The organism is Nocardia sp. NPDC004582 (assembly GCF_053602115.1).
The window spans coordinates 20033-44730 of sequence record NZ_JBSGCY010000044.1; the positions used below are offsets into that span (position 1 = coordinate 20033).

Here is a 24698-nt window from a genome sequence, read left to right on the forward strand (position 1 = left end):
TGCCGGGCGGACCGCTCTGTGTGGCAAGGGTTTACGGCACCGAGACGGGCCGCAGGCAGTCGCCGAACGGGATGGCGACCGAGCAGAAGGCGGGCTTGCGGGTGGGGCGGTAGTCGGCGGCGACGCCGCCTCGCGCCGTGATGTCCTCGAGCGCCGCGACGGCGTCGGTGGGGCGGCGGGTCAGGGACGGGTCGGTCGTGGCGTCGACGGTGTAGAGGCCGAATCGCGGTGAGAAGCTGCCCCATTCGTAGTTGTCGGTGAGGCTCCAGTAGTTGTAGCCGATCACGTTCATGCCGTCGGCCTTGGCGCGCTGCAGCCAGTAGACGGTGTCGCGCAGGTGGTCGGCGCGGTCGTAGCCGTCGGCGCGCGGGGCGGCGTTCTCGGTGGGCAGGCCGTTCTCCACCACGTAGATCGGCAGGCCCGGGAACTTCTCGGTGTAGTTGCGCAGGTTGTAGTAGATGCCCTCGGGCTCGATGGCGTTCTTCCACAGTTCGTCGCCGAGCAGCGCGGGGCTGGGCAGATGCGTCAGGGAGGCGCCGTAATAGAAGTCGACGCCGATGTAGTCCATCTTGCCCTTGATGCGATCGGCGAACATCATGTCGGTCAGGTCCTGCACGATCGGGTACTGCGCGATATTGCTGGTGACCTTCGCGCCGGGCTGGCGCGCGTGGATGTAGTCGTAGATCGCGTTGTGCGCCTGGACCATCCGGTCGAACATGGGCAGCGCGTCGAACACGCCGATGTCACCGATCTTGATCGACTGCGCGACATAGCCCATCGGCTCGTTGATGGTGACCCACATCGGGTCGTAGCTCGCGTACCGGTCGACGACCCGGCGCATATTGGCGAGCCAGTCGGTGACGATGTCCTGCTTCTTCCAGCCGCCGCGATCGGCTTCCCAGCCGGGGATGACCCAGTGGTCCAGGGTCAGCATGGGGCGCATGCCGGCCGCGCGGATCTTCTGCAGGACCGTGTCGTAGAACTGGAAGTCGCGCTCGTCCCACACGCCCGCCTTCGGCTGCACGCGCGCCCATTCGATGCTGAGCCGGAAGACCTTCAGGCCCATGCCCGCGGCGAGATCGATGTCCTCGGCGTACCGGTCGTAGAAGTCGACCGAGTTCAGGTAGGGGTCGTGCGCCTTCCCGGAGTTGGCGTACCGGCTCCAATTGCTGTCGGGCGCACGGCCTTCGGATTGGAAGCCGGACATGGCGACGCCCCACAGGAAGTCGGGGCCGAAGGGGTTCACCGTGGTCGGCGCGCCCGAACTGCCGGTCCCGGACCCGCTGGCGCTACCGGATCCCGATCCGCTGGAGCTGCCGGAGCCCGCGCTGCCCGTTCCGGCGCTACCGGTCCCGGCGACGTCCGCGGGCGCCGAGAACGCCACGGCGGACCCGCCCGCCACGATGGCCACGGCCGACAGGATCGAACACAGGACGCGCGTAGGTCTCATCGCGGCGAATCTCCCAGAAGTGGTGCGGGCGCGGCGTGTCGCCGCTGGGTGGCCGCCCAGACTCTACTGGTCAATCGTCCAGAATGTGACCCTTTGACTAGAACTGGTTTCAGATTTGGACTCCCGTAGGTTCGGCCCCGTCAGGGCTTGCGGGCCAGGGCCGCCGAGATCAGCTGCTCCCAGACACTCAGGTCGTGGTGGTCGCCGCCGATGCGGGAGACGCCCTCGGCGGTCGGTTCGGGCCGCCACAGCGGGCACGGGACCAGGCCGGGTTCGAGGATCTCGAGATTGCCGACGAGCGCCAGGATCTCCTCGTCGGAACGCCAGCGGCCGCGGCCGAAACTGGCCTGCAGCTTCTGCTCGGCCAGGCGGGTCTCCTCATTGAAGCCGGAGCGGAAGTGCGAGATGTAGAGCATGCTGCCGGACGGGATCTGATCGGTCCAATAGCGGACGATCTGCTCGGGCTTCTCGTCATTGTTGAGGTGGTGCAGGATCGCGCTGAAGATCACGGCCACCGGCCGCGTGAAGTCGATGAGCCGCTCCACTTCCCGATGCCGGCGGATCTCCTCGGAGTCGCGCAGATCGGCGCGCAGCACGGTGGTGTTCTCGTCGGTCTCCAGCAGGGCGCGGCCGTGCGCCAGCACGATCGGGTCGTTGTCGACGTAGACCACGTGCGGCTCGCTCAGGTGCCGCTGCGCCACCTGATGCACATTGTCGGCGGTGGGCAGCCCGCTGCCGATATCGATGAACTGGGTGATGCCCGCCCGCGAGATCTCGCCGATGGCGCGCACCAGGCAATTCCGGTTGGCATAGGCGATATCCACCGATCCCGGGAGATCCTTGATGAAGAAATCCCCGATCTCCCGATCGGCGGCGTAATTGTCCTTGCCGCCCAGTAGATAGTCGTACACCCGGGCGATGCTGGGCTTGGACTGATCGATCTGTGTGTGTTCCATCATCCTCTTACCCCGTTCCGAGGGACGCCGTTGTGGCAGCAATCCTATGTAAGAGAACGACTTCCGGCGCGGGGTTCCCGGTCTCAGACCGCGCGCAGCCGGGTGCGGCTGGCGTAGACGTGTTCGGCGATGAGGGTGGCGATGCGGTCCGGGGCCTCCAGCATCGGGACATGCCCGACATTGTGGACCAGTATGCGGTCTGCGGATTCGGGGAGTTCCTCGAGAAAACGCTTCGCGTACAAGCGGTTCGGGATGATCCGGTCGTTCTCGCAGAGCAGCAGCCGCACCGGCGTGCGCAGGGTGGACAACTGCTCGAGAGCGGGGAAGCGCAGACCGCTCACCAGCATCGGCAGCATCGCCTTGCAGTGCAGGGCCGAGGTGATGGCCGCCTCCAGCCCGGACCGCGAAGCCGCCTCGGTGTTCTTGGTGAGCAGCATGGCCACCGCCTGCCGGGTGAGCCCGCTGTAGGTGATCACGTCCGGCAGATGTTTGCCGATCTCCACCACCGGCACCAGCGCCGCGAATTTCAGTCCCACCCGCAGCTGCAGCAGCGAGGGCGATTGCCAGCCGCCTGCCGGCGCGATCGCCGTGAGGGTGCGGGCCCGGCCGCGGCGGGCGAGTTCGAAGCCGACCCAGCCGCCGAGCGAATTGCCCGCGATATGGCAGGTGCGCCAGCCCATCTCGTCGAGCTGGTCCTCCACCTTGTCGGCAAGGGCGCTTATATCCAGGAACCAGCCGTCGAGTTCGGGGCCGCCCCAATGGCCGGTGAAGGCGGGAGCGAACACTTCGCAATGGCCGGCCATGCGTTGCGCCACCTGCTCCCAGCAATGCGGGGACATCATGAATCCGTGCAACAGGAGCAGCGGTTCACCGGAGCCGGTGTGCAGGGCCCCCATGGGCGCGCGCGGAGTGGAGGGCTTGGCGGTGCCTGACGTCATCGTCGTCACCCCTTCCTGGACCTCGATGTCCGTGAAGAGAGTCGGTAAGGCGCATTGTACGGTCGTGAAGTGGCGAAAATCATCAGTACGTGCAACGTGAACGGAGTGCGTGCCGCCTCGGGCAAGGGACTGCTCGAGTGGCTGGCCGCTACCGAGGCCGATATCGTCTGCCTGCAGGAGACCCGAGCGACCGATGAGCAAACGCGTAGCGCGCTAGCGCCCGCACTGGACGCCGGATGGTTCCTCAGCCATGCCGAACCCGGTCTGAAGGGCCGGGCGGGCGTGGCCATCCTGTCCCGGCACCAGCCGGACGCGGTGCGGATCGGGGTCGGGCTGCTCACCGACGGAACCTGGTCGCCCGTCGAGGAATTCGCCACCCTGGGCCGCTATATCGAGGCCGATTTCGAGGACCTCACCATCGCCAGCGTGTACGTCCACACCGGCGAGGCCGACACCCCGATGCAGGACGAGAAGTACCGCTTCCTCGACGCCATCGGCGCGCGCATGCTCGCCCACCCCGGCGAGTTCGTGATCATGGGCGACTGGAACGTCGCGCACACCGAACTCGATATCAAGAACTGGAAGGGCAACGTCAAGAACGCGGGCTTCCTGCCGCAGGAACGCGCGTGGGTGTCGTCCATGCTGGCCGCCGGGTACGCCGACGTGGTGCGCGACCTGCACCCGGGCGTGCCGGGACCCTACAGCTGGCACTCCTACCGCGGCCGCGCCTACGACAACGACGCCGGTTGGAGGATCGACTACCAGCTCGCCCGCGGTGAGATCGCCGGCCGCGCCAAGCAGGCCGTCGTGGAACGCGCCGCCACCTACGCCGAACGCTGGTCCGATCACGCGCCGGTGACGGTGCAGTACCGATGAAGAAGCTGTCGAAGAAGTCGAGCGCCTGGCTGACGCTGGGCGTCGCGATCCTGCTGTTGCTCGTGGCCTTCATCGCCAACAAGGCCAACGATCGTCCGCACGACACGGGCAGCGCCAAGCCCGTCGCCACCTCGACGATCCGGACCACCGCCAAGCCGGGCGGCGCGCCCCCGGCGCCGGCCGACCAGGCCGCGCCGCCGTCCAAGGTCGCGGGCGTGCCCGACCGCGCGTACACGACCCTGGTGGAGATCGACGCCGGGCGCTGGCCGGACTCGGCCAACTCGCCGGGCACCAAAGGCGGTGACACCTGGCAGAACCGGGACGGCAGCCTGGCCCGCAAGGACGCCGCCGGGAAGGCCATCACCTATCAGGAATGGGATGTGAATCCCAAGCAGCGCGGCCAGACCCGCGATGCCGAACGCATCATCACCGGCAGCGACGGGTCGGCCTATTACACCGGGGACCATTACAAGACCTTCACGAGGATGCGCTGATGATCGAGCCGATGCCGTTATCGCAGTTCCTCTCCGCCCCCGCCGCCGATGTCTCCGATGCCATCGCGCGCACGACCGCCCCCGCCCGCGTCCTGGGGGTGCTGCCGGTCGGCGCGGCCGAGTTCTCCGGCGTCCGCTACCGGATGCCGGACGGCTATCTGTGCCGGGAACTGCGCGGCCGCAAGATGCGCACGGTCACCGAGGTCTTCGACGAGTTCGCCGCGGCCTTCCAATTCCCGTACTACTTCGGGGAGAACAAGGACGCCTTCGACGAATGCCTGCGTGACATCGACGACTTCATCGGCGCCGCACCGGGATACGTGGTGGTCATCCGCAACGCGGCCCTCATGCTCGACCGGCAGCCGGACGAACGCGACTGGTTCGCCGAGGCCATGACCGACTGCGCCGCCATCTGGGCCGCCCGCGGCATCCCGTTCCGCGTGGTGTTGCAGGACGCCACCCCGCCCGGATTGCCGGTCATCCCACTGGCATTGGATCCGGAACCGCGGAATAGGTGATTCACCGGAGTTTCCCCTCCGGTTAACCTGCGGGCGAACCAAGCTGCCTCGGCTCCTGGGAAGGTTCCGATATGCGTACACGAAGCCGCGCCGCCGCCGCGTTCGCCGCGCTGGTCGCGTTGAGCGCCACCGCGTGTTCATCGTCCTCCGACCAGGCCGCCGGCGACACCGCGACCCCGATCAAGCACGTGGTGGTGATCTTCCAGGAGAACGTCTCCTTCGATCACTACTTCGGCACCTACCCGGTCGCCGCCAATACCGACGGCACCCCGTTCACGGCGTCGCCGAACACGCCGAAGGTGGACGGTCTCACCCCGGACCTGCTCGCCAAGAATCCCAACCAGGCTCAGCCCGTGCGCATGGGCGGCCCCGGCCAGCAGATCACCTGCGACCAGGACCACGAGTACAAGGACGAGCAGCTCGCCTTGAACGGCGGGAAGATGGATCAGTTCGTCCAGCACACCAATGTGTCCGAGGGCAAGTCCTGCAAGCCGCCGACCTACGGTCCGCAGGGCCTGGTGATGGATTACTACGACGGCAATTCGGTGACCGCGCTGTGGAATTACGCGCAGCACTACGCCATGAGCGACAACTCCTGGACCACCACCTTCGGGCCGTCCACGGTGGGCGCGCTGAACCTGGTCGCGGGCCAGACCCACGGCGTCACCAAGATGGAGCCGCCCAAGCCGGGCCAGCCCTTCCCCGAGGACACCGTCCTCGAGAACGCGGGCAACGGCCAGGGCACCGTGGTCGGCGACCCGCAGCCGTTCGGCGACGACTGCTCCAGCCGCGACACCGTGCAGATGAGCGGCACGAATATCGGCGACCTGCTCAACAAGAAGAACGTCACCTGGGGTTTCTTCCAGGGTGGTTTCAAGCCGACCGAGACCAAGGACGGCAAGGCCGTGTGCGGGGGCACCCACAATGTCGGTGTGGCGCTGGGCGGTACCGGCAAGACCGGCGACAAGGCGTGGGACACCAAGGGCGACTACATCCCGCACCACGAACCGTTCCAGTACTACCCGTCGACGGCCAACCCGCATCACCTGCCGCCGACCTCGGTCGGCCAGATCGGTAAGGCCGATCAGGCCAACCACCAGTACGACCTGACCGACTTCTGGGCCGCCGCCGACAACGGCGCCATGCCCGCCGTCAGCTACCTGAAGGCCGCGGGTTACCAGGATGGCCATGCCGCCTACTCCGATCCGATCGACGAGCAGCAGTTCCTGGTGGAGACGATCAACCACCTGCAGCGGCTGCCGGAGTGGAAGGACACCGCGGTGGTCGTGGCCTACGACGACTCCGACGGGTGGTACGACCACGCGGCGCCGAAGCTGGTCATGAATTCCGCCTCCGAGCAGGACGGTTACTCCGGCCCGGGCGTGTGCGGTGACGCCAAGGCGAATCCCGCGAAATACCAGGGTCGTTGCGGCTTCGGCCAGCGGGTGCCGCTGCTGGTCATCTCGCCGTACGCGAAGGCCAACTTCGTCGACCACGGCACCACCGACCAGACCTCGATCCTGAGGTTCATCGAGGACAACTGGAAGACCGGCCGTCTCGGCGACGACTCCTTCGACGAGCGGGCCGGAACCCTGGACGCGCTGTTCGACTTCCACGCGACCGCCCAGCCCGCACTGCACCTGGACCCGAAGACGGGCGCCGCGAGCTAGCCCGAATCCGCGCGACCGCCCGGCCCTTTCGCTTCGAAAAGGCCGGGCGGTTTCGTATTCGGGCGGGGCCGGTTGGACCTATAGTCGCTGACATTGTGTCGAGCGAGTAGGGAACGGTGTGATCGAGCGTCGGAATGTGTTGCGGGGCGGCCTGATTCTCGCGGGCGCGAGCATGCTGGCCGCGTGCGGGACACCGCGACGGGCGACCGCGACCGCGGCGTCGGGCAGCGTGGCCTGGGAATACCGGGCCGACAGCGCCGTCAGAGGGGTGCGGTACGGGTCCGGCGCGGTGGTGGCCGAATCCGAATCCGCCCTCACCGGAATCGACGCCAAGACCGGACGGGAGATGTGGCGGCTGCCGATCACCACGCCCGGTATCGGGCAGCGGTCCTGCCTGTGGAACGGGGCGCTGATGGTGCCCGGCACCGAACCCGACGCCGCCGGTGACCGCGTGGTCGCCGTGGATCTGGCGTCCGGGCAACGGAAATGGGTCTTCGACGCGCCCGAAGGCGTGAGGCTCACCGGTGTGTACGGGGTCCGGGACCAGGCGTTGTACCTGATCGCGGCCGACCACGGCGGCAAGGGGCGGGAAGCGTGGGCCGTGGACATGTCGAGCAAGACGGTCCGCTGGCGGGTGCCCTGCGAGAGTGACGGGCTGACCGTGCCCGAGGGCGGTTCGCTGCTGTACAACCAGAAGCCGGGCAGCGGCGGCGATCTCGTCGCGCTCGACCGCGAGACCGGCGAGACGGCCTGGTCGCGGGCGGGCGACACTGCGGTCTCGGCGAGCACCATCGCCTCCGGCCTGGTCAAGGGCGCGGTGCTGGCCAGCGACGGCGCGCACACCGTGTCCGGCCTCGACCCGAGCACCGGCGCGGCGCTGTGGACCACGCCCGCCCTGCCCTACGCGGCCGGCACGGTCTTCGGCTCCGGCGACGCCTACTTCCTGTGCGACGGTTCGAGACTGCACGCCATGAGCCCCGGCGACACCTCCGCGCTGTGGAGCCTCACCGTCTCCGACAAGGGCGAGGCCGTCGACGCGGCGGGCTACGGCTCCGCGGGCTCGTTCTACCTGCTGGCCGCCCGCACCTTGCGCGCCATCGACGCCCGCACCAGCAAAACCCGCTGGATGCAGGCGATTCCGGACAAGCCGGGCCAGGAGATCCACTTCGCCCTCGGCGACACCCACTGCTACGTGGAATCCACCGCCGACCCCGCGACGATCACGGCTGTCGCGCGCTGATCAGGGTCGCGGTCCGCGGGCCAGGTCCTCGCCGAGCAGGACGAAGATGTCGGTGGTGGCGTCGACCAGGTCCGCGCGGGTCATGGGGAGATCGCCCGCGAGCCAGGCCGAGAGGGTGTGGACCAGGCCGCCGACCAGGTAGTTCGCGCGGAAGCCGATCAGGGGGTCGGGTTCGGCCTCGGCGAGGCCGTAGAAGTCGATGCCCTCGGCGGCCACCAGATTCGCGAAGGCCTTGATGGTGTGGGTTGTGCGGGTGCGCAATTCGGGGGTGGCGGTGCTGACGATCAGGGCCACCCGGGCCTTGCGTGGGTCGTCGGTGAGGACGCCGACACCGGCGGTGATGGCGGCGTGCGCCTTGGCGCGGGTGTCGTCGGGGGCGGTGTGCAGGCCCGCGATCAGGGCGGCGGCCAGTTCCTCGGCGATGGTGTCGAACAGGGCCGACAGCACGGCGTCGCGGCTGTCGAAGTTCTCGTAGTAGTAGCGCTCGTTGAGGCCGGCTCCGGTGCACAGGGCGGAGACGGTGAGTTTGTCGAGGCCCTGGGTGCCGAGGATGTCGAGGGCCGCGCCGATCAGGGCGGTGCGGCGCTGGGTGCGCCGTTCGTCGGCGGACACGCCGCCGTAGGTCCGTTGCCCGGTCACGAACCGATTCTGGCATGGCGGCGATTCTGGTAGAAGGTCTTGCCAGAATCTGCGATCTGGGGGAATCTGTTTCCAGATGTGGTGGCGGCCATCACACCGGACCGGGAGGCAACGATGCCTGCACAGCGTGGCTACTTCTCCGACGACTCGATGATCCGGCGGGTCATGCGCAAACGGGCGGTCGGCGTCACCTACGGCCAGCGGGCGCTGGTCATCGGCGCGGTGCACCCGCTGCTCTATGTCGGAACCGCCGAGAACACCCAGCACCGCACCACCCCGTACACCCGCCTGGCCCTCACCGGCCGCCTGTTCGAGGCAGTCTCCCTGGGTACCCGCGAAGAAGCCGACCGCGCACGGGAATTCACCCGCAAACGCCACGCCCCCGTCCGGGGCGCGATCCCGGAGGACGCGGGCGCGGCCAACCCGGCGGGCTCCCGCTACTCCGCCAACGATCCGCATCTGATGTTCATGACCATGGCCTTCACCTTCGACTCCGCCGAGGTCATGCACGATCTGCTGGTCCGCCGCCTCACCCCGACCGAGCGCGAGGGCCTCTACCAGGACTACGTGCGCTGGGGCGAACTGTTCGGCATGCCGCGCACCGCCGCCCCCTACACCTACCGCGAATTCCGCGACTACTTCGACGCCTACCTGGCCTCGGACGAACCCCATCTCACCGACGAGGCCAAACTGGTCGGCTCCTACCTGATGGGCCAGCGCGTCGCCCACCCCCTCCCGATGCCCGCCCAGCAGGCCCTCTCCGGCTTCTCCCTGCTCGTCCAGGGCAGCCTCCCCAAGCGCATCCGCGACATGTACGACCTCTCCTGGGGCCTGCGCGAGGAGGTCGCCTTCCGCGGCCTGGCCCGGGCCGTCCGCACCGCCCACATCACCCCGCCCCTGCTCGGCAACCCCCTCAACGCCCCCATGACCGGCCCCAGCTACCCCCTGTACAAGCTGGTCACCCGCCGCGAACAGCGCCTGATCGGCTCCGGCCGCTCATCGATGCCGGGCGTCGACCCGCGCTCGCTCGCGGACCGCCTCGGCGCCTAGGCCCCCGCGGCCCCTGCTCGTCCATGACCGCCGAGCAGGGGGATCGGCCCGTCGGTCGTCGACGTCGGTGGCGTCGGCGAGGTGCTCGGAGGTTCGGCCGCGGCGACCGGCCGCGCGCCGACCAGTCCCGCGACCACGGCCACCGTGGCGAGAACCCCTCGTATCCCGCATCGCATGGCTAACCTTCCGAGAGTTGGGTCACCCGCGAACCGGCGCCCCGACATCGAGTCTGTACCGGTCGTGACCTGCGCACCCGAGTACTCGACTACCTGTCTCGACGGCCCGATCCGGCGCTGCTACCCGCACGCCCGCCGCCGGCCGTGAACCCGATCCGGAGGGTGGGGGAGGCGCGAATTAAGCTCGACCCATGTCGAGTGTTGAGCCGGCCGCTGAGCGTAAGCAGCGGGTACTGTCCGGAATCCAGCCCACCAGCGATTCCTTCCACCTCGGCAACTACCTTGGCGCGCTGCAGTATTGGGTGCGGCTGCAGGACGATTACGACGCCTTCTACTTCATCCCGGACCTGCACGCGATCACCGTGCCGCAGGATCCCAAGGAGTTGCGCCGCCGGACCAAGGTGTCGGCCGCGCAGCTGCTGGCGCTGGGCGTCGACCCCAAGAAGTCGACGCTGTTCGTGCAGTCGCAGGTGCCCGAGCACGCCGAGCTGACCTGGGTGCTGAACTGCATCACCGGGTTCGGTGAGGCCAGCCGGATGACCCAGTTCAAGGACAAGTCGGTCAAACAGGGGGCCGACAACGCCACGGTCGGGCTGTTCACCTACCCGGTGCTGATGGCCGCCGACATCCTGCTCTACCGGCCCCAGCTGGTGCCGGTCGGCGAGGATCAGCGCCAGCACCTGGAGCTGACCCGAAACCTGGCGCAGCGCTTCAACACTCGCTACAAGAAGACCTTCGTGGTGCCCGAGCCGCACATCGTGACCGGCACCGCCAAGATCTACGACCTGCAGGACCCGACCTCGAAGATGAGCAAGTCGGCGGCCTCGGACTCGGGCCTGCTGAGCCTGCTCGACGACCCGAAGGTCTCGGCCAAGAAGATCCGCTCCGCGGTCACCGACACCGAACGCGAGATCCGCTACGACCCGGAGACCAAGGCGGGCGTCAGCAATCTGCTGGTCATCCTGAGCTCGCTCACCGACACTCCGATCGTCACGCTCGAACAGGACTACGCCGGCAAGGGCTACGGTGACCTGAAATCGGATACCGCCGACGCGCTCATCGAGTTCGTGACACCGCTGCGCGCGAAGGTGCAAGAATACATGTCTGACCAGGGTGAACTCGATCGTGTCCTCGCCGCGGGAGCCGAGCGGGCGCGGGAGATCGCCGGGCGGACTCTCGCGCAGGTGTACGACCGGGTGGGGTTCCTCGCCCGCTGACCCGGCCGCCGCGCGCCCAGGTGTGCGGAGGTGGCGGTGTTCGGGAATCTCGTCGACAACGTCGAGACGTGGATCAGGACCCAGGTCCAGCGGCGACCCTGGCTCGACCATATGGTCCGGGCCGGGGGCCGGTATCAGCGCCAGCGCGGCGACTACTACGCCGCGGGCATCACCTATTTCACGGTGCTGTCGCTGTTCCCGCTGCTGATGGTGGGCTTCGCGGTGGCGGGCTTCGTGCTGTCGCGGAATCCGCAGTGGCTCACCGACATCCAGGACAAGATCGTCGAGAACATTCCGGGGTCGGCGGGCGGTTCGATCAACGATCTGATCAACCAGGCGGTGCGATCCCGGGCCGGTGTCGGCACCTTCGGTCTGCTGGCCGGCGCGTACGCCGGGCTCGGCTGGATCGGCAACCTGCGGGCCGCGCTCACCGAGCAGTGGGATCAGCCCAGTAAGAAGCGGAACTGGTTCCTGGCCAAGGCTTCCGACCTGCTGGCGCTGATCGGGCTGTTCCTGGCCATCCTGGTCTCGCTGGGCCTGTCGGTGCTCGCCTCGAGCGGATTGATCTCCACCCTGCTGGAGCGGCTGCACATTCACGAATCGACCTGGGTGAAGGCGCTGCTCACCATCGCGTCGCTGGCGCTGGCGGTGCTCGCCAACTGGGCGGTCTTCGTGTGGATCATCGCGCGACTGCCGCTGCACCCGGTCACCTTCCGCAGCGCGGCCCGCGCCGCCCTGATCGCCGCGGTGGTGTTCGAGGCGTTCAAACAGCTGGCCTCGATCATCCTGCGGTCCGTGGTCAACGGCCCGGCGGGCGTGGTGTTCGGGCCCATCATCGGGTTGATGGTGTTCAGCTACTTCACCGCCCGGATCATCCTGTTCGCCACCGCCTGGGCCGCGACCGCCACGGAAAACGAAGTGCTCGAGGACATTCCGGCGCCCGCCCCGGCGGTCATCCGGCCCCGGACCACCGGGGCCGGACTGTCGGCCGGAGCGGGTGCGGCTTGGTTCGGCGCGGGAGCCTTTGCCGGAGTGCTGCTTTCGGGGCTGCGCCGCCGTTGAACGGGCGACTCAGCAGTGGTTGTGCAGGTTCATCTTCGCGACGAGCGGGTACAGGTTCCGGTTGAACTCGCCCTCGGCGAACCAGCGGTACTGCTTGTGCTTGTCGGGCAGGTTGCGCGAGAACTTCGCCTGGTCCTGCGGGTCGTAGAAGTGGACGTTGCGCAGCGTGGTGAGCACCGCGCCGTGGTCGTCCTGCAGCTCCGCCCACATCAGCCAGGCGTCGTTGTTGCTGGACGAGGTGACGGTGCCGTCGAACCAGGCGTGGCCGTCGGAGTCGATGGTCCACTTCGCGCCGCCGAACATGGTGCAGTCGCCGTGGTGCAGGTCGTGGTCCCAGGAGTACCACTTCTGCGCGGCCGCGGACGCCGGGCCGGCGGAGGTGGTGGCGCCGAAGACGCCGAGGGCGAGCACCGCGGCGGCCAGCGGGGCCAGGCGGCGCAGGCGGGAGTTGCGGTTGGATTTCATGGTGGGGTCCCCTCCAGAGTCGACGCCGGATTTCCGGCGTGCGACCACTGTGCGGGGACCCACCAACAAGGAACCAATGGCGGACCAATGGCGGTCAGCGGCGGCGGCTCAGCCTTCGCGCCGCCAGCAGCAGCACCAGGACCAGGAAGACGCCGCCGACGATGAGCACGGTGCGCAGGTCCTGGTGGTCGTTGTCCGAGGCGGCCGGCTGCGGGGAAGCCTCGGTCTGCGGGGCGGGCGGGCTGGCCAGCGCCACCGAGGGATTCGCGTCCGTGGTCCCGCCGGGCATGGCGCCCACACTCGACCCGGCCGGCAGCGCGTAGGCCCAGTCGAGCAGTTTGGCCGCCTGCTCCCACGGCCGGAACGGCCGCACGTCCGCCTTGAGCAGGCTCACCACATAGCGGTGGCCATTGCGCTCGGCGGCCGCCACGAAGGTCTGCCGGGCGTCGTCGGTATAGCCGGTCTTGCCGCCGATCGCGCCATCGTACTCGAAGAGCAGATGGTTGTCGTTGGCGATGGGGAAGCCCGGATGATCCTTGTCGCCGGGGATCTTCGGGTCGGCGGGGAAGCCGGGAAAGTCCACCTGTTCGGTGTGGATCAGCTCCGCGAACAGCGGCAGCGTCATCGAATGCCGGAACAGCATGGCCAGGTCGTAGGCCGAGGTGCTCATGCCCGGACCGTCCAGCCCGGACGGGGTGGCGGCGCGAGTGTCGAACGCCTGCAACTGTTTCGCCATCGCGTTCATCTTCGCGACGGTGGCGTCGTCCCCGCCCAGCTGGGCCGAGATGGCATGCGCCGCATCGTTTCCCGACGCCATGATGAGCGCCTGGAACAGCTGCTTGTTGGTGTACTTGCCGCCCGGGCCGATGCCCACCCGGGTGCCGTCGGCGTTCGCGTCGTCCTGGGTGCCGGTCACCACGGTGTCCAGGTCCAGGGCCGGGATCGCCACCGCCGCCAGCAGCACCTTGATGGTGGAGGCGGGGCGATACCGGCCGTGTGGATCCTTGGCCGCGAGGACCGTGCCGGAGTCCAGGTCCGCCACCGTCCACGCCGTCGCCGAAATCCCTTCCGGCAGCGGCGCGGCCCCCGCCGGCAGGATCACCCCGCACCCGCTCAGCCGCTTGCCCCCGATCGGCGGATCCGGAATCGGCAGGGCCGCCGGAGCCTTCTGTCCGGGTTCGGGCACCTCGGAGGAGTCGATGGGGGACGGCGGCGTGGTCTTGTTCGGGCAGGTGTCGGTGTTGGGGGTGGTGAACGGCGTCGTGGTGGTCGACGGCTCGGCCACCGCGGTTCCCGGTAACACCGGCCCGAGGGCGATGCCCGAGAACACGGTGAGGCCCGTCGCGAGCGTCGCGGCGGTGAGAAGGCGCGAATACCTGCGATTACTCATCGCGCCCGACTTTATCGCCTAGTTGGCGGAGTGGTTGACAGGGCAGCCGTGGGCGAGCGGGCCGAGCAGCTTGTTGTTGTCGTAGAAGTGCTCGAGCTCGACGATGCGCAGGTCCTCGGAGACCTTGGCGATGGTCACGCCGGTCATCTCGATGAGTTCGCCGGTGGGCTGGTGGCCCTTGTACTCGCCCTCGTAGCGACCCCAGTGCCGCCACTTGAAGGTGACGGTCGGCGGGCCGGACAGCACCTCGAGGACCTCCCAGAAGAAGCCGCCGGGGAAGGCGGTGTGGAAGATCTTGTGCGAGGACTCGAAGTCCTCGCCGGCGACGTCGTAGAAGGGGTTCTCGCCGATCAGGATGTTGTAGGACCCGATGCGCGCGAATTCCTCGGCGTCCTGCCACTGGCCGCCGTTGACCCGGCCGCGGTAGTGCTCGGCCACCAGGGAGACCCACTTGGCGGGGTCCTTCTTGTGCGAGACCTCCATCTCGAAGACCTTCACCAGCTCTTCGACGATGTGCTCCAGCGAATCCGGCGCGTGCTGGGTGGTGCGCTCGACCGGAATGACTTCCTTGCTGAGGTGGTAGTCGGGTGCGCCCTCACGCCAATCCTCCGGCGCGGCAGCGGCGATGACGGCGTCGCGGCCCTGCAGGTGCAGGGGGGTCTCGACGGATTCGGTTGCTTGGTCGGTCATTTCGTGCCTCACGTGTCCAGACCCCTTGGGGGGTCGTCGATCTCGAAAACGGACCGCATGACGGTAACAGCAGGGAGATGCCGTGTCGCGACAAGTATTTGAGACATCGGTACCAAAGGGCGGAATGGTGACACACCCCATTGCGGCCCCTCCGGACCCATGACACGACAAGAATTGACAGTCTCTCCAAAATGAGAGACGCTCTCATTATCGAGAAGCACTCAAATGATTGGAACTGTCATGAAGGCTGAAGGAGTGCGCCGCTGGCTGGCGCTGGGAGCCCTGGCCATCGCCATGCTGACCATCGGGCTCGATGTCACCGTCCTCACCGTCGCCCTGCCCACCCTGGCGACCGACCTGCACGCCGACACCTCCGCGCTGCAGTGGTTCAGCAGCGCGTACACCCTGGCCCTGGCCGCCTTCATGCTCCCGGCGGGCGCCCTCGGCGACCGGTACGGCCGCAAGAAGTTCCTGCTCGGCGCCCTGCTGCTGTTCGGAGTGGCCGCCGTGGCCTGCGCCTTCGCCACCAGCTCCGGCCAGCTCATCGCCGGGCGCGTGGTGCTCGGCCTGGCCGCGGCGATCATGATGCCGCTGTCCATGGCCGTGCTGCCCACGCTGTTCCCCGAACCGGGGGAGCGGCAGCGGGCCATCACCATCTGGATCACCTCCACCGCCATCGGCCTGCCGCTGGGCCCGATCGTGGGCGGCTGGCTGCTGCAGCACTACTGGTGGGGCTCGGCCTTCCTGCTCAATGTGCCGCTGGTGATCGTCGGCGCCATCGCGGTGGCCCTGCTGGTGCCGGAATCCAACAGCGCGAGCGCCTTCCGCATCGACCTGCCCGGCGCGCTGCTGTCCGCGGCCGGAATGCTCGGCGTCACTTACGGTTTCATCCGCTGCGGTCAGGAGGGCTGGGGCGATGCCGTGGCCTGGACCGCCATCGCCGCGGGCGTCGCGCTGGGCGGGGCGTTCGTGCTCTGGCAGCGCCGCACCGCGCACCCGCTGGTCGACCTCGGCCTGTTCGCCGAGCCCGGATTCCGGTGGGGCACGGTCTTCATGATCCTGGTGAACTTCGCGATGTTCGGCCTGTTCTTCACCATGCCGCAGTACTTCCAGGCGGTGCTCGGCTCGGACACCCTGGGCAGCGGCCTGCGTCTGCTTCCGCTCATCGGCGGGCTGGCCGTCGGATCGCGGCTGGTGGACCGGCTGCTGCCCAAGGTCGGGGTGCGGGCGGTGCTGGTGGCCGGATTCGCCTTGCTCGCCGCCGGTCTCGGCCTGGCCGCGATGATCACCGTGGACAGCGGCTACGGGTTCGCGGCCACCGGCCTGGTGCTGCTGGGCGTCGGGATGGGCTTCGTCATGCCGGCGGCCATGGGCGCGGCCACCGATGATCTCACCCCCGAGCGGGCCGGGTCCGGATCGGCGCTGCTGCAAGCCCTCCGGCAGGCGGGCGGCACCATCGGCGTCGCCATCCTGGGAACCGTGCTCTCCACCCAGTACCGTTCGGGTCTGGGCGATTTCGACCGCGAGCCGATCTCCGACGGCGTGAATGCCGGGGTCGGCGTGGCCCGCAAGCTCGGCGACCCCGCGCTGCTGGCGCACGTGCAGAGCGCGTTCGTCGACGGCATGAGCGCGATGCTGTGGGTGTGCACCGCCATCTGTGTGGCCGCCGCCGTGCTGGCCGCGTTGGTGATCCGCCGCAAGGATCCGGTCGTGCTCACCGATCTCGATGCGGGACAATCGGTCCATGTCGGCTGAGACTGCCTCCGCGACGCCTCCGGCCCCGGCGAAAGCCGCGGCCGGAGGTGGGCTGCGTGAACGGAAGAAGGAACGCACCCGCCGGACCATCCGCACCGAGGCGTTCCGGCTCTTCCGGGAGCAGGGGTACACCGAGACCACGGTCGAGCAGATCGCGGCCGCCGCGGACATCTCGCCGAGCACCTTCTTCCGCTACTTCCCGTCCAAGGAACAGGTCGCCCTCGCCGACGACCTGGACCCGCTCATGATCGCGTCCATCGAGCGACAGCCCCGAGACATGACGCTGCTGGCCGCGTTCAAACAGGCCACTCTCGACGCCTTCGCCGCGCTCAGCCCGGAGGAGTTCGCGTTCGAGAAGGAACGCGTCGAACTGCTCTACTCGGTGCCCGAACTGCGCGGCGCGGTCGCTCAGGAGGTTCAGCGCAATCTGCTCATGGTCGCCGAGATCGCGGCTCGTTGGACCGGGCGCGCCTCCGACGACTTCGAGGTGCTGGCCTTCGCGGGCGCGCTGACCGGCGCCATGATGGCCTTCCTCGACCGCGATCCGTTCTCGCGGGACCAGATCATCCGGGTCATCGACTTCCTCGAGGGAGGAATCTCCTCGCTCTAGACCGGCTTCACACCCACCAGCCGCGCCACCGTGTCGTCGGTCATGGTCTCGAAGAACCCGCCCACCACGTCCTCGATCTCGGTGACCGACTCGGCGCAGTACAGCACCGGCTGATAGTGCGTGATGTCGTAGACGATGGTGCCCATGGCGTGGATGTCCAGCGGACGCAGGTCGGCATCGCGGAACTCCTCGATCTCCCCGTACGAGGACAGCAAACCCGCACCGTAGCAACGCACTTCGCCGTGCTCGCGCAGCACCCCGAACTCGAGCGAGAACCAGAACACGTCGGCCAGGAACTTCAACGCCCGCTCGGTCTCCAGCCGGGCCACCGCCGCGCCGACCGTCTCGTACAGGGCCGCGAACCGCGGGCTGGCCAATTGATTGGCGTGGCCGAGGATTTCGTGGATGGCGTCCGGCTCGGGCGTGTACAGCGGCGCGGAGTGATGGCGAATGTACTGGGTGGAATGGAAGGTCCGGTCCGCGAAGGAGCCGAAGAACTCCCGCAAGGGCACCAGCCCGGCGGCGGGCGCGTACCGGAATCCGGTGAGCGGCACCAGTTTCGCGGACACCTCGTCCAGCTGCGGAATGTGGTCCGCGGGCAGCGCCAGCCGCTCGGCGGCGTCGATCACCTCCGCGCACGCGTACCTGGCCCGCTTGCGGGCCAGCTCGGCGGAGACGATCCGCCACACCTCCTGCTCCTCGGCGGTGTACTCGACCCGCGGCACCGGATCGCCCGGCCGGTACTCCAGGGCCATGGCCGCGATGGCATTGCGGCGGGTCCGGTACACGGGATCGTGCACGCCGGGATGCTCGTCGCTCAAATGCACCGTCACATCGCCGTCCGCCCCCTTCGTGACCGGCGAGTACAGCTGAGCTTCGGTGAACATACCTCGATGCAAGCACCGCCTGGTGATCTAGACAACGAACGGTGGCCCAGCTGGTCAATATGACCAGCTGAGCCACCGTTTTGTCCGTGAATTCCGGACGCTGCTTCGCCGTCAGCTAGGCATTCGGTCCCGTTTGCAGCCGGGCCGAACACCGCGCCGGTGTCAGCGGGCGGCGTTCGCCGGGTCGAGCAGCGCCGGCACCCGGGTCTCCCGGTCCGGACCCTTGGCCTCCACCAGGAACTCCCGGCTGAACATCGCCGACAGGATCGCGATGCCGCCGCGGTGAATCCGGAACTCGCTCTTGGCGGCGGTACCGGTCAGCCGGATGACGCGGCCCTCGGCGCGCGGCGGGCGGGTCATGTCCTTGACGCGGCCCCGGCCGGTCCACTCCAGCTCGGCGGCGTCGATGACCGCGTCCTCGGGGACCAGCAGCTTGACCATGGCGTGGTCGAGCTCGGCGTGCACCACGATCTCCGACTCGCCCTCGATCCGCGGCGAGCGCAGGTCGATGACCACGCTGCCGTAGCGGGCCTTCACCTGGAAGGTGTTGGCGTCGGTCCAGTCGCCCAGGTGCTTGGTGGTGTCGTGATCGGTGTGGATCTTCACGGTGTCGGTGGTCTTCATGGCCTTGGTCCCTTCGGGGAGTCGGTGCTGGTCGGGTTCGCCTGCTCCTCAATAGTGACATAGAGACTAGTTGCAAAGCAACTAGTTCGGAGAAACTAGTTTTCAGGCACCTAGTAAGGTGGTTGACATGACAGCCTCGACTCCGGCCGCGCGGTTCAAGCGCTCGCCCTTGGCCATGGCGGTGCTCGGCATCCTGCACCTGGAACCGATGCACCCCTACGCCATCCAGCGCCGGATCAAGGAGTGGGGCAAGGACAAGGTCATCAACGTCGGGCAGCGGGCGCAGCTCTACAAGACGATCGCGCGGTTGCAGGACGCCGGACTGGTGGCGGTCCGCGAGACCGGCCGCGACCAGCAGTACCCCGAACGCACGGTCTACGAGATCACCGACGACGGCCGGACCGCCTGCCTGGCGTGGATCAACGACATGGTCGCGACACCGCGCGACGAGTTCCCGGAATTCCCCGCGGCACTGTCGTTCCTGATGCTGCTGCCGCCCGACGCCGCCCGGATCGAGCTCGCGCGGCGCGCCGACGCCGTGCGCACCGCGCTCGACGAGATAGAGGCGGGCCTGACGGGTGCCACCGAGTTCGGCATCCCGCGCGTCGCATTGCTCGAGGACGAGTATCAGCGCGCCGTCACGGCAGCCGAATTGACGTGGCTGGAGAGCGTTCTCGCGGAACTCGCCGACGGCGGCCTCACCTGGTCCTGGGAGATGCTGGCGCCGTTCCAGGATCGGTCCCCGGCCTGACGAACGAAAGCCGCCCGCATCCGAAGATGCGGGCGGCCTTGGTATTTCGGCTCAGCCGGAGTCAGCGGGCGAACAGCAGCGCGCGCTTGACCTCCTGGATCGCCTTGGTGACCTCGATGCCACGGGGGCACGCGTCGGTGCAGTTGAAGGTGGTGCGGCAGCGCCACACACCCTCGACATCGTTGAGGATGTCCAGACGCTCGCGGGCGCCCTCGTCACGGCTGTCGAAGATGAAGCGGTGCGCGTTCACGATCGCGGCCGGGCCGAAGTAGCTGCCGTCGCTCCAGTACACGGGGCAGGAGGTGGTGCAGCAGGCGCACAGGATGCACTTGGTGGTGTCATCGAAACGGGCGCGGTCGTGCTGGGACTGGATGCGCTCGTAGGTCGGCTCGTTGCCCTTGGTGATCAGGTAGGGCTTGACCGCCTTGAACGCGTCGAAGAACGGCTCCATGTTCACCACGAGGTCCTTCTCCACGGGCAGGCCGCGGATCGGCTCGACGGTGATCGTCAGATCCTTGCCGCCCTTGGGCAGCATGTCCTTCATCAGGATCTTGCACGCCAGGCGGTTGACGCCGTTGATGCGCATGGCGTCGGAGCCACACACGCCGTGCGCGCAGGAGCGACGGAAGGTGAGCGTGCCGTCCAGGTAGGACTTGATGTAGATCAGCACGTTCAGGAACCGGTCGGTCGGCAGCACGGGGACCTTGAACTCGTCCCAGTGCTGGCCCTGCCCGTCCTCCGGGTTGAAGCGGGCGACCTTGACGGTGATCAGGGTCGACCCGTCCGGCACCGGAGCCGGCTTCTGCGGCGTTTCAGCGACAGCAGTCATCAGTACTTACGCTCCATCGGCTCGTAACGGGTCTGCACAACCGGCTTGTAGTCCAGGCGGATGTCGGAGATGAGCTCCGGGCTGGACTTGTAGGCCATGGTGTGGCGCATGAAGTTGACGTCGTCGCGGTCCGGGTAGTCCTCGCGCGCGTGGCCGCCGCGGGACTCCTTGCGGTTCACCGCACCCGCCACGGTCACCTCGGCCAGCTCCAGCAGGAAGCCCAGCTCGACGGCCTCGAGCAGGTCGCTGTTGTAGCGGCGGCCCTTGTCCTGCACGGTGATCCGCGAGTAGCGCTCCTTGAAGACCTGGATCTCCTCGAGCATCGACTTGAGCGACTCCTCGGTGCGGTACACACCGGCCTTGTCGTCCATCGAGTTCTGCAGCTCGGTGCGGATGTCGGCGACGCGCTCGTTGCCGTGCTCGCCCAGCAGGTTGGCCAGCCAGTCCTGGACCATCTGCGCCGGGTTCTCCGGCATCTCGACGAACTCGGCGCGCTGGGCGTACTCGGCGGCCGCGATGCCCGCGCGCCGGCCGAACACGTTGATGTCCAGCAGCGAGTTGGTGCCCAGACGGTTGGCGCCGTGCACGGAGACACAGGCGCACTCACCGGCGGCGTACAGGCCGGGCACGATGTCGGTGTTGTTGCGCAGCACCTCGCCGCGGATGCGGGTCGGGATGCCACCCATCACGTAGTGACAGGTCGGCATGACCGGCACCGGCTCCTTGACCGGGTCGACGCCCAGGTAGGTGCGGGCGAACTCGGTGATGTCGGGGAGCTTCTCCTCGAGCACGTCCTCACCGAGGTGGGTCACGTCGATGAGCACGTAGTCCTTGTTCGGGCCCGCGCCGCGGCCCTCACGGACCTCGAGCACCATGGAGCGCGCGACGATGTCACGCGGCGCCAGGTCCTTGATGGTCGGCGCGTAGCGCTCCATGAAGCGCTCACCGGAGGCGTTCCGGAGAATGCCGCCCTCACCACGCACGGCCTCCGAGATCAGGATGCCCAGGCCCGCGAGGCCTGTCGGGTGGAACTGGTGGAACTCCATGTCCTCCAGCGGAAGTCCCTTGCGGAACACGATCGCCATGCCGTCACCGGTGAGGGTGTGGGCGTTGGAGGTGGTCTTGTACATACGACCGGAACCACCGGTGGCGAAGATGATCGACTTCGCGTGGAACACGTGCAGCTCGCCGGTGGCCAGCTCGTAGGCCACCACGCCGGTCGCGATCGGGCCGTTGGGGCCGTCGGACAGGATCAGGTCGAGCACGTAGAACTCGTTGTAGAACTCCACGTCGTGCTTGACGCAGTTCTGGTACAGCGTCTGCAGGATCATGTGGCCGGTGCGGTCGGCGGCGTAGCACGCGCGACGGACCGGGGCCTTGCCGTGGTCGCGGGTGTGACCGCCGAAGCGACGCTGGTCGATCTTGCCCTCGGGCGTGCGGTTGAACGGCAGGCCCATCTTCTCCAGGTCGAGCACGGCGTCGATGGCCTCCTTGGCCATGATCTCCGCGGCGTCCTGGTCGACCAGGTAGTCACCACCCTTGACGGTGTCGAAGGTGTGCCACTCCCAGTTGTCCTCTTCGACATTCGCGAGCGCGGCGCACATACCGCCCTGCGCCGCACCGGTGTGCGAGCGGGTCGGGTAGAGCTTGGTCAGCACGGCGGTGCGGACCCGAGGACCGGCCTCGATCGCCGCACGCATTCCAGCGCCACCGGCACCGACGATCACGACGTCGTAGCGGTGCTCCTGAACGGGTCGGGATTCACTCATCGAGGTGGCCTGTTCCTAACTGATGTTGGGGTCGAAGGTGAAGATCACGTAGGTGCCGGTGACCATGACCAGGATCATGGACACGACCAGCGCGGTCTTCAGCCAGAAGCGGGTGGAATCCTTGCGCGCGTAATCGTCGATCACGGTGCGCAGGCCGTTGCCGCCGTGCAGCTGGGCCAGCCACAGCATGGTGAGGTCCCAGAGCTGCCAGAAGGGCGAGGCCCAGCGGCCGGCGACGAACGCGAAGTTCAGGCGGTGCACGCCGCCGTCGAGCATCAGCATGATCGTCATGTGGCCGATGACCAGGATGACCAGCAGCAGGCCCGAGGCACGCATGAAGAGCCAGGCGTACTTCTCGAAGTTGTTGCCGCCGGCGCGGCGGGGAGCGCGGGGGGCGTCGAGCGAGGCGGGGCGGTCGTAGGACTTACCGAGAACAGGTGCGGTCATGTCGGCTCTCAATTCGTCAGCAGGTAGAAGAACTGGCGGCCGACACCGGCACCGGCGACGACGATCCAGATCGCGAGCACGATCCAGAGCATCTGCCGCTGGTAGCGCGGGCCCTGCGACCAGAAGTCGACGAGGATGATGCGGATGCCGTTGAACGCGTGGAACAGCACGCAGACAACGAGACCCATCTCCATGAGGGCGACGACGGGGTTCTTGTAGGTCTCGATCGCGCGGTCGTAGGTGTCCGGGCTGACTCGCACCAACGCGGTATCGAGGACGTGGACGAACAGGAAGAAGAAGATCGTCACGCCGGTGATGCGGTGCAGTGCCCAGGACCACATGCCGGGGTCGCCTCGGTACAAGGTTCGCTTCGGCTTGGCCGGAGCTTCTAGCGTGGTCATAGAGTGCGGTGCCTCCAACGTCGTTGATGGACCCGGTCAGAATCCGGCCGCGGAGCCTTCGGACTGTCGAAACCACCTGCTCACGAGCGGAATCAACATCCGGTGGCAGTGCTGCAGGCCCGTTGTCGGGAACCTGAACCGATCTGTCGTGAACTCTAAACCCAGCTTTGGAGGGGAACTAATTCGGCGTGCCGCTCGTTGGCTCAAATTGTTGTGAGTTAGGTTTGCCTTTCCTGATTTTCGCGACCAGGCAGAACGTGTAACACGGGGGTGCTGTCACATCCATAGGAGGATGGTCCGAAATGTCCGATATTGACTGGAAAGTCCTGCGCAACAAGGCTTTTGAAGTTATGCAGGGGGCCTATGCCCCCTATTCCGGATTCCCCGTCGGGGCCGCGGCTCTCACCGTCGACGACCGCGTGGTGAGCGGCTGCAATGTGGAAAATGTCTCATACGGTTTGGGCCTCTGCGCCGAATGTGTACTGGTCGGTAACTTGATTTCGGGCGGCGGCGGGCGACTCCGGGCGGTCTCGATCTGCGACTCCCGGGGTGCGGTGCTCATGCCCTGTGGACGCTGCCGCCAGATTCTGCTCGAGCACGGCGGCGGCGATTTGCTCGTCGATCACCGCGACGGTCCCGTCACCCTGAACACGCTGCTGCCGGACTCCTTCGGACCCGACGACCTCGCCGCCGGACAGCGGTAGACCGCCGCTATAACGGCTGATCATCGTGGCGCGCGCGGGAATCCGTGGAAAGGCGGCCGGGCCCGTGCCAGGGTGGAGGACGTGACGGTGCACTCGGCGGTGGACGTGATTCGGGCCAAGCGCGACGGCGGCCAGCTCAGCGACGCGCAGATCGATTGGGTGGTGGACGCGTTCACCCGCGGCGAGGTCGCCGACGAACAGATGTCGGCGCTGGCCATGGCCATCGTCTGGCGCGGCATGACCCGCCGCGAGACCGCCCGCTGGACGCGGGCCATGATCGACTCCGGGAAGCGTTTGGACTTCACCGATCTGGGTCGCCCCACCGTCGACAAACACTCCACCGGCGGGGTCGGCGACAAGATCACGCTGCCGCTGTCGCCGCTGGTCGCGGCCTGCGGGGCCGCCGTGCCCCAGCTCTCCGGGCGCGGATTGGGCCACACCGGAGGCACACTCGACAAGCTCGAGTCGATACCCGGCTGGACCGCCGATATTCCGGTCGGGCGCATGCGGGAGCTCTTGTCCGATCCCGCCATCGGCGCCGTCGTCTGCGCCGCCGGCGCCGACCTGGCCCCCGCCGACAAACGGCTCTACGCGCTGCGTGACGTCACCGGGACCGTGGAATCCATCCCCCTGATCGCCAGCTCCATCATGAGCAAGAAGATCGCCGAGGGCACCGGGGCGCTGGTCCTGGACGTGAAGGTCGGCCGCGGGGCGTTCCTGCGGGAAGAGTCCCAGGCGCGCGAACTGGCCACCGCCATGGTCGAACTCGGCACCGACGCCGGGGTGCGGACCGTGGCCCTGCTCACCGCCATGGACACCCCGCTCGGCCACACCGCCGGAAACGCCCTGGAAGTCTGCGAATCCCTCGACGTACTGGCCGGCGGCGGCCCCGCCGACGTCGTCGACCTCACCCTCGCCCTGGCCCGGGAGATGCTGGCGCAGGCCGGGATCACCGACATCGACCCGGCCGACGCGCTCGCCGACGGCCGCGCCATGGACCAGTGGCGGGCCATGGTGCGCGCCCAGGGCGGCGATCCGGACGCCCCGCTGCCGCAGGCCCGCCACACCGAAACCCTGCGCGCGGCGGCCG

The 24698-nt window shown here is 67.9% G+C and carries 26 protein-coding genes; 13 read left to right on the forward strand and 13 right to left on the reverse strand.

What is annotated here, in order from left to right; translation table 11 throughout:
- Positions 1-31: 31 nt before the first annotated feature.
- The 3 genes from ACWELJ_RS15100 to ACWELJ_RS15110 form a co-directional block, all read right to left on the reverse strand.
- Positions 32-1450 carry a family 1 glycosylhydrolase gene (locus ACWELJ_RS15100; protein WP_452366744.1) on the reverse strand — a complete coding sequence of 473 codons (1419 nt, stop codon included), beginning with the start codon at positions 1448-1450 and terminating at the stop codon, positions 32-34.
- A 140-nt stretch (positions 1451-1590) separates the two neighbouring features.
- A complete protein-coding gene (locus tag ACWELJ_RS15105) occupies positions 1591-2409 on the reverse strand; it encodes an SAM-dependent methyltransferase (RefSeq protein ID WP_452366745.1) in 819 nt (272 codons plus the stop codon).
- An 80-nt stretch (positions 2410-2489) separates the two neighbouring features.
- Positions 2490-3344: an alpha/beta fold hydrolase gene (locus ACWELJ_RS15110; protein WP_452366746.1), complete on the reverse strand. Its 855-nt coding sequence runs from the start codon at positions 3342-3344 to the stop codon at positions 2490-2492.
- Between the two features lie 69 nt (positions 3345-3413).
- On the opposite strand from ACWELJ_RS15110, the gene ACWELJ_RS15115 reads away from it, so the two are divergent.
- The 5 genes from ACWELJ_RS15115 (at position 3414) to ACWELJ_RS15135 (ending at position 8142) form a co-directional block, all read left to right on the forward strand.
- The gene (locus tag ACWELJ_RS15115) at positions 3414-4220 is read left to right on the forward strand and encodes an exodeoxyribonuclease III (protein ID WP_452366747.1); all 807 of its coding nucleotides are present in this window, start codon (positions 3414-3416) and stop codon (positions 4218-4220) included.
- Positions 4217-4714 (forward strand): ribonuclease domain-containing protein, encoded by a 498-nt coding sequence (locus ACWELJ_RS15120; RefSeq protein ID WP_452366748.1) that lies wholly within the window; start codon positions 4217-4219, stop codon positions 4712-4714. The genes ACWELJ_RS15115 and ACWELJ_RS15120 overlap by 4 nt, the downstream gene beginning before the upstream one ends.
- Positions 4714-5232 (forward strand): barstar family protein, encoded by a 519-nt coding sequence (locus ACWELJ_RS15125; protein WP_452366749.1) that lies wholly within the window; start codon positions 4714-4716, stop codon positions 5230-5232. Before ACWELJ_RS15120 ends, ACWELJ_RS15125 begins: the two co-directional genes overlap by 1 nt.
- 71 nt (positions 5233-5303) lie before the next feature.
- Positions 5304-6902, forward strand: a complete 1599-nt coding sequence (locus ACWELJ_RS15130) for a phospholipase C (RefSeq protein ID WP_452366750.1) — start codon at positions 5304-5306, stop codon at positions 6900-6902.
- Between the two features lie 118 nt (positions 6903-7020).
- A complete protein-coding gene (locus ACWELJ_RS15135) occupies positions 7021-8142 on the forward strand; it encodes an outer membrane protein assembly factor BamB family protein (RefSeq protein WP_452366751.1) in 1122 nt (373 codons plus the stop codon).
- Here the strand turns inward: ACWELJ_RS15135 and ACWELJ_RS15140 are convergent, their stop codons facing one another.
- A complete protein-coding gene (locus tag ACWELJ_RS15140) occupies positions 8143-8781 on the reverse strand; it encodes a TetR/AcrR family transcriptional regulator (RefSeq protein WP_452366752.1) in 639 nt (212 codons plus the stop codon).
- 114 nt (positions 8782-8895) lie between these two features.
- Here ACWELJ_RS15140 and ACWELJ_RS15145 point away from each other — a divergent pair, with 114 nt between their 5' ends.
- From ACWELJ_RS15145 to yhjD, 3 genes are all read left to right on the forward strand, one after another.
- A complete protein-coding gene (locus ACWELJ_RS15145; RefSeq protein ID WP_452366753.1) occupies positions 8896-9831 on the forward strand; it encodes an oxygenase MpaB family protein in 936 nt (311 codons plus the stop codon).
- Positions 9832-10198: 367 nt separating this feature from the next.
- On the forward strand, positions 10199-11224 hold the full coding sequence (gene trpS / locus ACWELJ_RS15150) for a tryptophan--tRNA ligase (RefSeq protein WP_452366754.1): 1026 nt from the start codon (positions 10199-10201) through the stop codon (positions 11222-11224).
- A gap of 30 nt (positions 11225-11254) precedes the next feature.
- A complete protein-coding gene (gene yhjD / locus ACWELJ_RS15155; protein ID WP_452366755.1) occupies positions 11255-12286 on the forward strand; it encodes an inner membrane protein YhjD in 1032 nt (343 codons plus the stop codon).
- A gap of 9 nt (positions 12287-12295) precedes the next feature.
- Here the strand turns inward: yhjD and ACWELJ_RS15160 are convergent, their stop codons facing one another.
- The 3 genes from ACWELJ_RS15160 to ACWELJ_RS15170 form a co-directional block, all read right to left on the reverse strand.
- Positions 12296-12751, reverse strand: coding sequence for a DUF6294 family protein (locus ACWELJ_RS15160; RefSeq protein WP_452366756.1), 456 nt, complete (start codon positions 12749-12751; stop codon positions 12296-12298).
- Between the two features lie 94 nt (positions 12752-12845).
- Entirely contained in the window at positions 12846-14141 is a 1296-nt protein-coding gene (locus ACWELJ_RS15165) for a D-alanyl-D-alanine carboxypeptidase family protein (protein WP_452366757.1), read from the reverse strand.
- Positions 14142-14159: 18 nt separating this feature from the next.
- A complete protein-coding gene (locus ACWELJ_RS15170; RefSeq protein WP_379271872.1) occupies positions 14160-14831 on the reverse strand; it encodes an ester cyclase in 672 nt (223 codons plus the stop codon).
- 240 nt (positions 14832-15071) lie between these two features.
- On the opposite strand from ACWELJ_RS15170, the gene ACWELJ_RS15175 reads away from it, so the two are divergent.
- Together ACWELJ_RS15175 and ACWELJ_RS15180 are read left to right on the forward strand one after the other, a co-directional pair.
- Positions 15072-16586, forward strand: a complete 1515-nt coding sequence (locus tag ACWELJ_RS15175; protein WP_452366758.1) for an MFS transporter — start codon at positions 15072-15074, stop codon at positions 16584-16586.
- Entirely contained in the window at positions 16576-17196 is a 621-nt protein-coding gene (locus ACWELJ_RS15180) for an acyl-CoA-like ligand-binding transcription factor (RefSeq protein WP_452366759.1), read from the forward strand. The genes ACWELJ_RS15175 and ACWELJ_RS15180 overlap by 11 nt, the downstream gene beginning before the upstream one ends.
- Here the strand turns inward: ACWELJ_RS15180 and ACWELJ_RS15185 are convergent.
- Both ACWELJ_RS15185 and ACWELJ_RS15190 read right to left on the reverse strand, forming a co-directional pair.
- Positions 17193-18083, reverse strand: coding sequence for a phenylalanine 4-monooxygenase (locus ACWELJ_RS15185; RefSeq protein ID WP_452366760.1), 891 nt, complete (start codon positions 18081-18083; stop codon positions 17193-17195). The genes ACWELJ_RS15180 and ACWELJ_RS15185 overlap by 4 nt on opposite strands.
- Positions 18084-18245: 162 nt before the next feature.
- Positions 18246-18707, reverse strand: a complete 462-nt coding sequence (locus ACWELJ_RS15190) for a hypothetical protein (protein ID WP_452366761.1) — start codon at positions 18705-18707, stop codon at positions 18246-18248.
- A 127-nt stretch (positions 18708-18834) separates the two neighbouring features.
- Between ACWELJ_RS15190 and ACWELJ_RS15195 the strand changes: the two genes are divergently transcribed.
- Positions 18835-19458, forward strand: a complete 624-nt coding sequence (locus ACWELJ_RS15195) for a PadR family transcriptional regulator (RefSeq protein ID WP_452366762.1) — start codon at positions 18835-18837, stop codon at positions 19456-19458.
- 61 nt (positions 19459-19519) lie between these two features.
- Here ACWELJ_RS15195 and ACWELJ_RS15200 read toward each other — a convergent pair whose 3' ends face one another.
- Genes ACWELJ_RS15200 through sdhC form a run of 4 tightly spaced genes read right to left on the reverse strand, consistent with a single transcriptional unit; the run spans position 19520 to position 22904 of the window.
- On the reverse strand, positions 19520-20287 hold the full coding sequence (locus ACWELJ_RS15200) for a succinate dehydrogenase iron-sulfur subunit (protein WP_357282196.1): 768 nt from the start codon (positions 20285-20287) through the stop codon (positions 19520-19522).
- Positions 20287-22056 carry a succinate dehydrogenase flavoprotein subunit gene (gene sdhA / locus ACWELJ_RS15205; protein ID WP_452366763.1) on the reverse strand — a complete coding sequence of 590 codons (1770 nt, stop codon included), beginning with the start codon at positions 22054-22056 and terminating at the stop codon, positions 20287-20289. Before sdhA ends, ACWELJ_RS15200 begins: the two co-directional genes overlap by 1 nt.
- A gap of 15 nt (positions 22057-22071) precedes the next feature.
- On the reverse strand, positions 22072-22503 hold the full coding sequence (locus ACWELJ_RS15210) for a succinate dehydrogenase hydrophobic membrane anchor subunit (RefSeq protein WP_379105440.1): 432 nt from the start codon (positions 22501-22503) through the stop codon (positions 22072-22074).
- A gap of 8 nt (positions 22504-22511) precedes the next feature.
- Positions 22512-22904, reverse strand: coding sequence for a succinate dehydrogenase, cytochrome b556 subunit (sdhC, locus tag ACWELJ_RS15215; protein ID WP_213557854.1), 393 nt, complete (start codon positions 22902-22904; stop codon positions 22512-22514).
- Between the two features lie 302 nt (positions 22905-23206).
- On the opposite strand from sdhC, the gene ACWELJ_RS15220 reads away from it, so the two are divergent.
- Positions 23207-23608, forward strand: a complete 402-nt coding sequence (locus ACWELJ_RS15220; RefSeq protein ID WP_452366764.1) for a cytidine deaminase — start codon at positions 23207-23209, stop codon at positions 23606-23608.
- Between the two features lie 81 nt (positions 23609-23689).
- Positions 23690-24698 (forward strand): thymidine phosphorylase (locus ACWELJ_RS15225; RefSeq protein WP_452366765.1); only part of this gene is annotated, 1009 nt, incomplete at its 3' end.

What these genes read in the sequence shown, in the direction of transcription:
- ACWELJ_RS15100 (WP_452366744.1), bottom strand. Translation starts at nt 1,450, where the DNA reads ATGAGACCTACGCGCGTCCTGTGTTCGATCCTGTCGGCCGTGGCCATC.
- ACWELJ_RS15105 (WP_452366745.1), bottom strand. Translation starts at nt 2,409, where the DNA reads ATGATGGAACACACACAGATCGATCAGTCCAAGCCCAGCATCGCCCGG.
- ACWELJ_RS15110 (WP_452366746.1), bottom strand. Translation starts at nt 3,344, where the DNA reads ATGACGTCAGGCACCGCCAAGCCCTCCACTCCGCGCGCGCCCATGGGG.
- ACWELJ_RS15120 (WP_452366748.1), top strand. Translation starts at nt 4,217, where the DNA reads ATGAAGAAGCTGTCGAAGAAGTCGAGCGCCTGGCTGACGCTGGGCGTC.
- ACWELJ_RS15125 (WP_452366749.1), top strand. Translation starts at nt 4,714, where the DNA reads ATGATCGAGCCGATGCCGTTATCGCAGTTCCTCTCCGCCCCCGCCGCC.
- ACWELJ_RS15130 (WP_452366750.1), top strand. Translation starts at nt 5,304, where the DNA reads ATGCGTACACGAAGCCGCGCCGCCGCCGCGTTCGCCGCGCTGGTCGCG.
- ACWELJ_RS15145 (WP_452366753.1), top strand. Translation starts at nt 8,896, where the DNA reads ATGCCTGCACAGCGTGGCTACTTCTCCGACGACTCGATGATCCGGCGG.
- trpS (WP_452366754.1), top strand. Translation starts at nt 10,199, where the DNA reads ATGTCGAGTGTTGAGCCGGCCGCTGAGCGTAAGCAGCGGGTACTGTCC.
- ACWELJ_RS15160 (WP_452366756.1), bottom strand. Translation starts at nt 12,751, where the DNA reads ATGAAATCCAACCGCAACTCCCGCCTGCGCCGCCTGGCCCCGCTGGCC.
- ACWELJ_RS15165 (WP_452366757.1), bottom strand. Translation starts at nt 14,141, where the DNA reads ATGAGTAATCGCAGGTATTCGCGCCTTCTCACCGCCGCGACGCTCGCG.
- ACWELJ_RS15170 (WP_379271872.1), bottom strand. Translation starts at nt 14,831, where the DNA reads ATGACCGACCAAGCAACCGAATCCGTCGAGACCCCCCTGCACCTGCAG.
- ACWELJ_RS15175 (WP_452366758.1), top strand. Translation starts at nt 15,072, where the DNA reads ATGAAGGCTGAAGGAGTGCGCCGCTGGCTGGCGCTGGGAGCCCTGGCC.
- ACWELJ_RS15180 (WP_452366759.1), top strand. Translation starts at nt 16,576, where the DNA reads ATGTCGGCTGAGACTGCCTCCGCGACGCCTCCGGCCCCGGCGAAAGCC.
- ACWELJ_RS15185 (WP_452366760.1), bottom strand. Translation starts at nt 18,083, where the DNA reads ATGTTCACCGAAGCTCAGCTGTACTCGCCGGTCACGAAGGGGGCGGAC.
- ACWELJ_RS15190 (WP_452366761.1), bottom strand. Translation starts at nt 18,707, where the DNA reads ATGAAGACCACCGACACCGTGAAGATCCACACCGATCACGACACCACC.
- ACWELJ_RS15195 (WP_452366762.1), top strand. Translation starts at nt 18,835, where the DNA reads ATGACAGCCTCGACTCCGGCCGCGCGGTTCAAGCGCTCGCCCTTGGCC.
- ACWELJ_RS15200 (WP_357282196.1), bottom strand. Translation starts at nt 20,287, where the DNA reads ATGACTGCTGTCGCTGAAACGCCGCAGAAGCCGGCTCCGGTGCCGGAC.
- sdhA (WP_452366763.1), bottom strand. Translation starts at nt 22,056, where the DNA reads ATGAGTGAATCCCGACCCGTTCAGGAGCACCGCTACGACGTCGTGATC.
- ACWELJ_RS15210 (WP_379105440.1), bottom strand. Translation starts at nt 22,503, where the DNA reads ATGACCGCACCTGTTCTCGGTAAGTCCTACGACCGCCCCGCCTCGCTC.
- sdhC (WP_213557854.1), bottom strand. Translation starts at nt 22,904, where the DNA reads ATGACCACGCTAGAAGCTCCGGCCAAGCCGAAGCGAACCTTGTACCGA.
- ACWELJ_RS15220 (WP_452366764.1), top strand. Translation starts at nt 23,207, where the DNA reads ATGTCCGATATTGACTGGAAAGTCCTGCGCAACAAGGCTTTTGAAGTT.